The organism is Pseudomonas sp. NPDC087614 (genome assembly GCF_044743485.1).
GTDB lineage: Bacteria > Pseudomonadota > Gammaproteobacteria > Pseudomonadales > Pseudomonadaceae > Aquipseudomonas > Aquipseudomonas baetica_A.
In genome coordinates this window covers 23,801-31,342 of record NZ_JBIUWN010000066.1, presented here as the reverse complement: position 1 = coordinate 31,342, position 7,542 = coordinate 23,801, and the positions used below count along the sequence as shown (strand labels likewise).

Genomic DNA, 7,542 nt, shown 5'->3' with positions numbered 1-7,542 from the left:
ACCCTGATCGACAAGGGCTACGCCTTCGCCCCGGGCTATTGCTACGTGTACTACCGCGTCTGCAAGTTCATGGGCTACGGCAAGCTGTCGCGCAAGAAGATCGAAGACCTGCGCATCGGTGCGCGGATCGAGGTCGACGAAGCGAAGGAAGATCCGCTGGACTTCGTGCTGTGGAAAGGCGTCAAACCGGGCGAGCCAAGCTGGGAATCGCCGTGGGGCGCCGGGCGTCCGGGCTGGCACATCGAGTGCTCGGTGATGTCCACCTGCTGCCTCGGTGAGACGTTCGATATTCATGGCGGCGGCAGCGATCTTGAGTTCCCGCACCACGAAAACGAAATCGCCCAGAGCGAAGCGGCCACTGGCAAGACCTACGCCAACGCGTGGATGCATTGCGGCATGATTCGCATCAATGGCGAGAAGATGTCCAAGTCCTTGAACAACTTCTTCACCATTCGCGACGTGCTCGACAAGTACCACCCGGAAGTCGTGCGTTACCTGCTGGTGTCGAGCCACTACCGCAGCGCGATCAACTACTCGGAAGACAACCTCAAGGACGCCAAAGGCGCACTCGAGCGTTTCTACCACGCGCTCAAAGGCCTGCCGACTGCGGCGCCGGCCGGTGGCGAAGCGTTCGTTGAACGTTTCACCGCGGTGATGAACGACGACTTCGGTACGCCGGAAGCCTGCGCCGTGCTGTTCGAGATGGTGCGTGAGATCAACCGACTGCGCGAGAGCGATCTCGATGCCGCGGCCGGTTTAGCGGCCCGTCTGAAAGAACTGGCCAGCGTGCTGGGTGTGTTGCAACTCGAGGCCGACGACTTCCTGCAGGCTGGCGCCGAAGGGCGTGTCGATGCGGCTGAAGTCGACGCGCTGATTGCTGCACGTCTGGCGGCGCGGGCGGGTAAGGACTGGGCCGAATCCGACCGCATCCGCGACCAGCTCACCGCCATGGGCGTGGTGCTGGAAGACGGCAAGGGTGGGACGACCTGGCGTTTGGCTGACTGATTGGCTGATCCGCTAAAAACAAAACCCGCCTTGTGCGGGTTTTTGTTTTTGGGTTATCTCAGGAATCTACAGGGACAGGGCTGAAGTCATTGCAGGTTCGCCAGCGATGAGACCCGCCCAGACATCTTGTCATTCAGCCTGACGCAACCGTTTGTAAAGGGTATTGCGGCTCACACCCAGTCGTCGCGCCAAGTGCGAAATATTTCCCCCCGCCGCCTGCAGCTCCCGGTTTAACGCTTCAACATCATTCAAATCCAGCCCCAATGGCTGCACGCGCTCAACCGGCTCCATGTCCAGATCGACAAAAAAATCATCCGGCAAATGCTCCGGTCGCACGGGTTGCTCTTCAGCCATGGCCAGCGCCACCTGCATCACGCTGCTGACTTGGCGCAAGTTGCCTGGCCACGGATGCTTATCGAACAGTTCCAGCACTTCGTGGCTCAACCCCGCCCACTGCGTCGGTTCACGATGCTGCTCCCACAGCCGTTTGAACAACGCCTTTTTGTCACTGCGCTCCCTCAATGGCGGCAACTCCAGGGTCAAGCCACCGATGCGGTAATACAAATCCTCGCGAAACCGCCCCAGTTGCACCTGCTCCCGTAGCGAGCGGTTGGTCGCCGAGATGATCCGCAAGTCCACCGGAAACAACTCGCTGCTACCCACCGGTTGCACACAGCGCTCCTGCAACACCCGCAGCAACCGCGCTTGGGTCGGCAACGGCATGTCGCCGATTTCATCAAGGAACAGGGTGCCTTTATCGGCTTTGCGGATCAGGCCGATGCTGCCTTTCTGGTTGGCGCCGGTGAACGCGCCTTTCTCGTAGCCGAACAATTCCGATTCGACCAGTTCGGCGGGGATCGCCGCGCAGTTGACGGCGATGAAAGCCTGTTTGCTGCGCGAACTGGCCTGGTGCAGGGCTTTGACGAACACCTCTTTGCCAACCCCGGTTTCGCCGTGGATCAGCAGCGGAATGTCTTTTTCCAGCAAACGCTCGGCCTGGCGCACGGCTTTTTCCACGCGACTGTCGCCCAGGTGCAGCGTGTTGAGGCTGATCGCGGTTGGCGCGGCGGCTTTGGGTTCAGACGTAAACACTCGCGCCTCTATGGGCGCCTGTTGTGGCCGCTTCAACAAACACTGGAAACGGTTACTCCCGCAGGTCTGCAAGGCAAACGGCAAACCGTCCGGCTGGTTGATCAACTCGAGTAACGACACCTTGAACAGGCTCTCAACACTGACCCGCGACAAGCGCACACCCAAGAGATTGTCGGCCCGGCGATTGGCCGACAGCACCTGACCGCTCTCATCGAAAATCAACAAGCCGGCCCACTGACTGTCGAGGTTGTTCAACCCGGTGTTGAAGGTCAGTTGAAAGTGCTGGCCATGGAACAGGTTGAGGATCAGCCGGTTTTCCACGGTCTGGCTCATCATCTTGACCATGCCCAAGGTGTGTGAGGGCGGCAGATAGCTGTCGCTGGACACGTCAAGCACCGCGATGACCTTGCGCTCGGCGTCGAAAATCGGCGCGGCGGAACCGGTCATGAAGCGGTTGGCTTTCAGAAAATGCTCATCGTGTTCGATGTGTACCGCTTGCTCGCAGGCCAGCGCAGTGCCGATGGCGTTGGTGCCGCTGCAGCGTTCCATCCAGCTCGCCCCGGCCTGAAAGCCTCGGGCCAGATTCGGCGCGATAAACCGTTGCGTACCCCACGAGGTCAGCACCTGGCCCTGGTTGTCGGCGAGCATGATCAGGCAATTGGAATTGCTCAGGATGTTCTCGTAGTAGGGCAACACTTCCTGATGGGTGGTTTGCACCAGCGAGTGATGGCGGTCGAGCAGGTGCGCAATACCCGAGGCGGGTAATTGATCGAACGCCGGAGCGCTTTGATGATCCAGACCAAACGCCCGACAACGTTGCCAGGAGCTCTGGACGAGCGCGTCGTGGGACAGCGGCGGGGCAGGTTCGGCCATGGCAGTCAGCCTCTGATGCAGCGATTTTTATTGTTGTTATGAACCCAAATCCTGAAACAGCACAGCTCAAAACGGTGGGAGCTGGCTTGCTCGCGAATGCGGTGGATCAGTCAATGAATCAGTTGAATGACACACCGCATTCGCGCTCCCACATTGGGATCTTCAGCGGTCATGAGATTGGGCAAAAGCATCCATAGAGTGTTGTTCACTATTGTTCATTGTCAATCGCCAAACTGTTCAAATGTGTTCAGCAATGAACGCCGTTTCCCGGCGGTTTCAACGATTTTCACAACAAATCAACAACTTGCCATTTCTGGCACGAATGTCGCTCTACTGCACAGGTCGCTTGACTCCAATAATAAAAAGGCCGAGCCATGTCACTCACCCTGGAGCACGTTTGCCGCACCGTCGAGGGCCAGAGCTGGATCGACGATGCGTGCCTGAAATTCGAACCCGGATCCTTCAACGTTTTGCTCGGCCGCACGCTGTCTGGCAAAACCAGTCTCATGCGTCTGATGGCCGGTCTGGACAAGCCCGACAGCGGCCGCATCCTGATGAACGGCGTCGATGTCACCCATCGCCCGGTGCGTCTGCGCAATGTGTCGATGGTTTATCAGCAATTCATCAACTACCCGACCATGACCGTGTTCGAGAACATCGCCTCGCCGCTGCGTCAGGCTGGCGTCTCGAAAGAGATCATCCACAGCAAGGTGCAGGAAACCGCAAAGATGCTGCGCATCGAGAAGTTTCTGCAGCGCTATCCGCTGGAACTCTCCGGCGGGCAGCAGCAACGCACCGCCATGGCCCGGGCGCTGGTCAAGGATGCCGAACTGATCCTGTTCGACGAGCCGCTGGTCAATCTCGACTACAAACTGCGCGAAGAACTGCGTCAGGAAATGCGCGAGTTGTTCAAGCAGCGCCATACCATCGCCATTTACGCCACCACCGAGCCTAACGAAGCGCTGGCGCTGGGCGGCACCACGACGATTCTTCACGAGGGGCGGGTGATCCAGAGCGGCCCGTCGACCTCGGTGTATCACCAGCCGCAAACCGTGCTGGCCGCCGAGTTGTTCTCCGAGCCGCCGATCAACCTGATGCCGGGGCGCATCGCCGGTAACGAAGTGAGTTTTGCCAACTTCGTACACTTCCCGTTAAACGTTGATCTGCGTTCGGTGGGCGAAGGTGAGTTCCGCTTCGGCGTGCGCCCCAGCCACATTTCGCTGGTGCCGAGCAACGATGACGATCTGGAATTGGCCGTCACGGTGGAAGTCGCCGAGATCAGCGGTTCGGAAACCTTCCTGCATGTGCGCAACGAGCATTTCCTGCTGGTGTTGCACCTGTCCGGCGTTCACGAATACGACGTCGACGAGCCGATCCGCATTTATATCCCGACCCACAAACTGTTTGTTTTCGATGCGCAGGGCCGCCTGGTGCAAGCACCGGGGCGGCGTGTCGCGAGGGTTGCCTGATGGCCGAAATCCGTTTGCAACACCTCGCCCACAGCTACAGTAAAACCCCCGGCGGTGCAGAGGATTATGCGATCCGCGAGATGGATCACGTTTGGGAGCAGGGTGGCGCCTATGCGCTGCTTGGCCCGTCCGGTTGCGGCAAATCGACGTTGCTCAACATCATTTCCGGCCTGCTCAGCCCCTCGCAAGGGCATGTGTTATTCGACGGCAAAGCGGTCAACGACCTGACCCCGGAGAAGCGCAACATCGCTCAGGTTTTCCAGTTTCCGGTGGTCTACGACACCATGACCGTGTTCGACAACCTGGCGTTTCCCCTGCGCAATCAGGGCATGGCCGAGGCGAAAGTGCACAGCAAGGTGCAGGAAATTGCCGAAGTCCTCGACCTGCAAGAGTTGCTGAGCAAAAAGGCGCGCAACCTCACCGCCGACGAGAAACAGAAAGTCTCCATGGGCCGGGGCCTGGTGCGCGACGACGTGTCGGCGATCCTCTTTGATGAACCGCTGACAGTGATCGATCCGCACCTGAAGTGGAAACTGCGACGCAAGCTCAAGCAGATCCACGAGCAGTTCAACATCACCATGGTCTACGTGACCCACGATCAACTCGAAGCCTCGACCTTCGCCGACAAAATCGCGGTGATGTACGGCGGCCAGATCGTCCAGTTCGGCACGCCACGGGAGTTGTTCGAACGGCCGAGCCACACCTTTGTCGGCTACTTCATCGGCAGCCCCGGCATGAATCTGATCGACGTGCAGCCGCAACCGGGCGGGGTCGGTTTCGGCTCGACGCACCTGCCGCTGTCTGACGCCTTGCAGCGTCATATCGAACACGGTCAGTGGAAAAATCTGAAGGTCGGTATCCGTCCCGAGTTCATTCATGTCTGGGATGAGCCGTTTGACGACGCGATGCAGGCACACGTCGTACACGTCGAAGACCTCGGCACCTACAAGATCATGACCCTCGATCTCGACGGCGTGGCGTTGAAAGTGCGCCTGGCGGAAGACAAACCGGTGCCGCAGGGCACGGCGTACATCAGTTTTCCGGCGCAGTGGCTGATGGTCTATGCCGACGAATTCCTGCTGCCAGCCACTGAAGACAATGAGGTGCAGCCATGAACAAGGTGCAGAACAACAAGGCCTGGTGGCTGGTGTTGCCGGTGTTTTTACTGGTGGCGTTCAGTGCGGTCGTCCCGATGATGACCGTGGTCAACTACTCGGTGCAGGACATCTTCGACCAATCCAGCCGCTACTTCGTCGGCACTGAGTGGTATCGGCAGGTGCTGCTGGATCCGCGTCTGCATGATTCGCTGCTGCGCCAGTTCATCTATTCGGCGTGCGTGTTGCTGATTGAAATTCCGCTGGGCATTGCGATTGCCCTGACCATGCCGACCAAGGGCCGCTGGTCGTCGCTGGTGCTGATTATTCTGGCGATTCCGCTGCTGATCCCGTGGAACGTGGTGGGCACGATCTGGCAGATTTTTGGCCGCGCCGACATCGGCTTGCTCGGGTCGAGTCTCAACGCGATGGGCATCAGCTACAACTATGCGGCCAACACCATGGACGCCTGGGTGACGGTGCTGGTGATGGACGTCTGGCACTGGACTTCGCTGGTGGCGCTGCTGTGTTTCTCTGGATTGCGCGCCATTCCCGATGTGTATTACCAGGCGGCGCGCATCGATCGGGCGTCCGCCTGGGCAGTGTTCCGTCACATCCAGTTGCCCAAGCTGAAAAGCGTGCTGCTGATCGCGGTGATGTTGCGTTTCATGGACAGTTTCATGATCTACACCGAGCCGTTTGTGCTCACCGGGGGCGGGCCGGGTAATGCCACGACCTTCTTGAGTCAGACGCTGACGCAAATGGCCGTAGGCCAATTCGACCTGGGGCCGGCAGCGGCTTTCTCGCTGGTGTACTTCCTGATCATCCTGTTGGTGTCCTGGCTGTTCTACACCGCCATGACGCACTCCGACGCCAACCGCTGAGGCCCGGCCATGAGCAAAAGAAAGCTGATTCCGTTGCTGGTCTACATCCTGTTCCTGCTGGTGCCGATCTACTGGCTGCTGAACATGTCGTTCAAGAGCAACACCGAAATCCTCGGCGGTCTGACACTTTTCCCACAGGACTTCACGCTGGCGAACTACAAGGTGATCTTCACCGATCCGAGCTGGTACAGCGGGTACATCAACTCGCTGTACTACGTGAGCCTGAACACGGTGATTTCCCTGAGCGTGGCACTGCCGGCGGCGTATGCGTTTTCACGCTACCGCTTCCTGGGCGACAAGCACCTGTTCTTCTGGCTGCTGACCAACCGCATGGCCCCTCCGGCCGTGTTCCTGCTGCCGTTCTTTCAGTTGTATTCGTCGATTGGCCTGTTCGACACGCACATTGCCGTGGCCTTGGCGCACTGCCTGTTTAACGTGCCACTGGCGGTGTGGATTCTCGAAGGCTTCATGTCCGGCGTGCCGAAGGAAATCGACGAAACCGCCTACATTGATGGCTACAGTTTCCCCAAGTTCTTCGTGAAGATTTTCATCCCGTTGATCGGTTCCGGCATCGGCGTCACGGCGTTTTTCTGCTTCATGTTTTCCTGGGTCGAGCTGTTGCTGGCGCGCACGTTGACCTCGGTCAACGCCAAGCCGATTGCGGCGGTGATGACCCGCACGGTATCGGCCTCGGGGATCGATTGGGGCGTGCTGGCGGCGGCGGGGGTGTTGACCATTTTGCCGGGCATGCTGGTGATCTGGTTTGTTCGCAACCATGTGGCCAAGGGCTTTGCCCTCGGCCGGGTCTGAGGAACTGATGATGGAATGGATGAGTTGGACCACCCCCACCGCGGCATTCTTTATCGTCATAGGCTTGCTACTGGTGGGCATGACGACGTGGGAGCTGCGTTCGCCGAGCGTCCTGCGGCGAGGTTTTCTGCCGATTGCCACCACCCGTGGCGATCGCTTGTTTATCGGTCTTCTCGGCAGCGCCTACCTGCATTTGCTGGTCATCGGCGCCACCGACTGGAGCATCTGGGTGGCGTCCGCGTTGTCCCTGGTGTGGCTGTTGGCTGTGATGCGTTGGGGCTAGTCGAGTCGCTCGACAACCGTGCTCCGAAATCC

At 59.1% G+C, this 7,542-nt stretch carries 7 protein-coding genes; 6 read left to right on the top strand and 1 reads right to left on the bottom strand.

Translation table 11 applies throughout. From position 1 onward, the window contains the following. Positions 1–1,005 (top strand): cysteine--tRNA ligase (gene cysS / locus ACIOWA_RS21380; protein ID WP_401161793.1); only part of this gene is annotated, 1,005 nt, incomplete at its 5' end. Positions 1,006–1,134: 129 nt separating this feature from the next. Here the strand turns inward: cysS and ACIOWA_RS21375 are convergent. After that, on the bottom strand, positions 1,135–2,970 hold the full coding sequence (locus ACIOWA_RS21375) for a sigma-54-dependent Fis family transcriptional regulator (protein ID WP_401161791.1): 1,836 nt from the start codon (positions 2,968–2,970) through the stop codon (positions 1,135–1,137). Between the two features lie 374 nt (positions 2,971–3,344). Between ACIOWA_RS21375 and ACIOWA_RS21370 the strand changes: the two genes are divergently transcribed. Genes ACIOWA_RS21370 through ACIOWA_RS21350 form a run of 5 tightly spaced genes read left to right on the top strand, consistent with a single transcriptional unit; the run spans position 3,345 to position 7,510 of the window. Further along, a complete protein-coding gene (locus tag ACIOWA_RS21370) occupies positions 3,345–4,439 on the top strand; it encodes an ABC transporter ATP-binding protein (protein WP_401161789.1) in 1,095 nt (364 codons plus the stop codon). Continuing rightward, on the top strand, positions 4,439–5,554 hold the full coding sequence (locus ACIOWA_RS21365; protein ID WP_339493727.1) for an ABC transporter ATP-binding protein: 1,116 nt from the start codon (positions 4,439–4,441) through the stop codon (positions 5,552–5,554). Before ACIOWA_RS21370 ends, ACIOWA_RS21365 begins: the two co-directional genes overlap by 1 nt. Continuing rightward, on the top strand, positions 5,551–6,417 hold the full coding sequence (locus ACIOWA_RS21360; RefSeq protein WP_339432007.1) for a sugar ABC transporter permease: 867 nt from the start codon (positions 5,551–5,553) through the stop codon (positions 6,415–6,417). Before ACIOWA_RS21365 ends, ACIOWA_RS21360 begins: the two co-directional genes overlap by 4 nt. 9 nt (positions 6,418–6,426) lie before the next feature. Then, entirely contained in the window at positions 6,427–7,227 is an 801-nt protein-coding gene (locus tag ACIOWA_RS21355; RefSeq protein ID WP_123450806.1) for a carbohydrate ABC transporter permease, read from the top strand. Positions 7,228–7,237: 10 nt separating this feature from the next. Beyond that, positions 7,238–7,510, top strand: a complete 273-nt coding sequence (locus ACIOWA_RS21350) for a DUF2160 domain-containing protein (protein WP_221730403.1) — start codon at positions 7,238–7,240, stop codon at positions 7,508–7,510. Positions 7,511–7,542 lie beyond the last annotated feature (32 nt).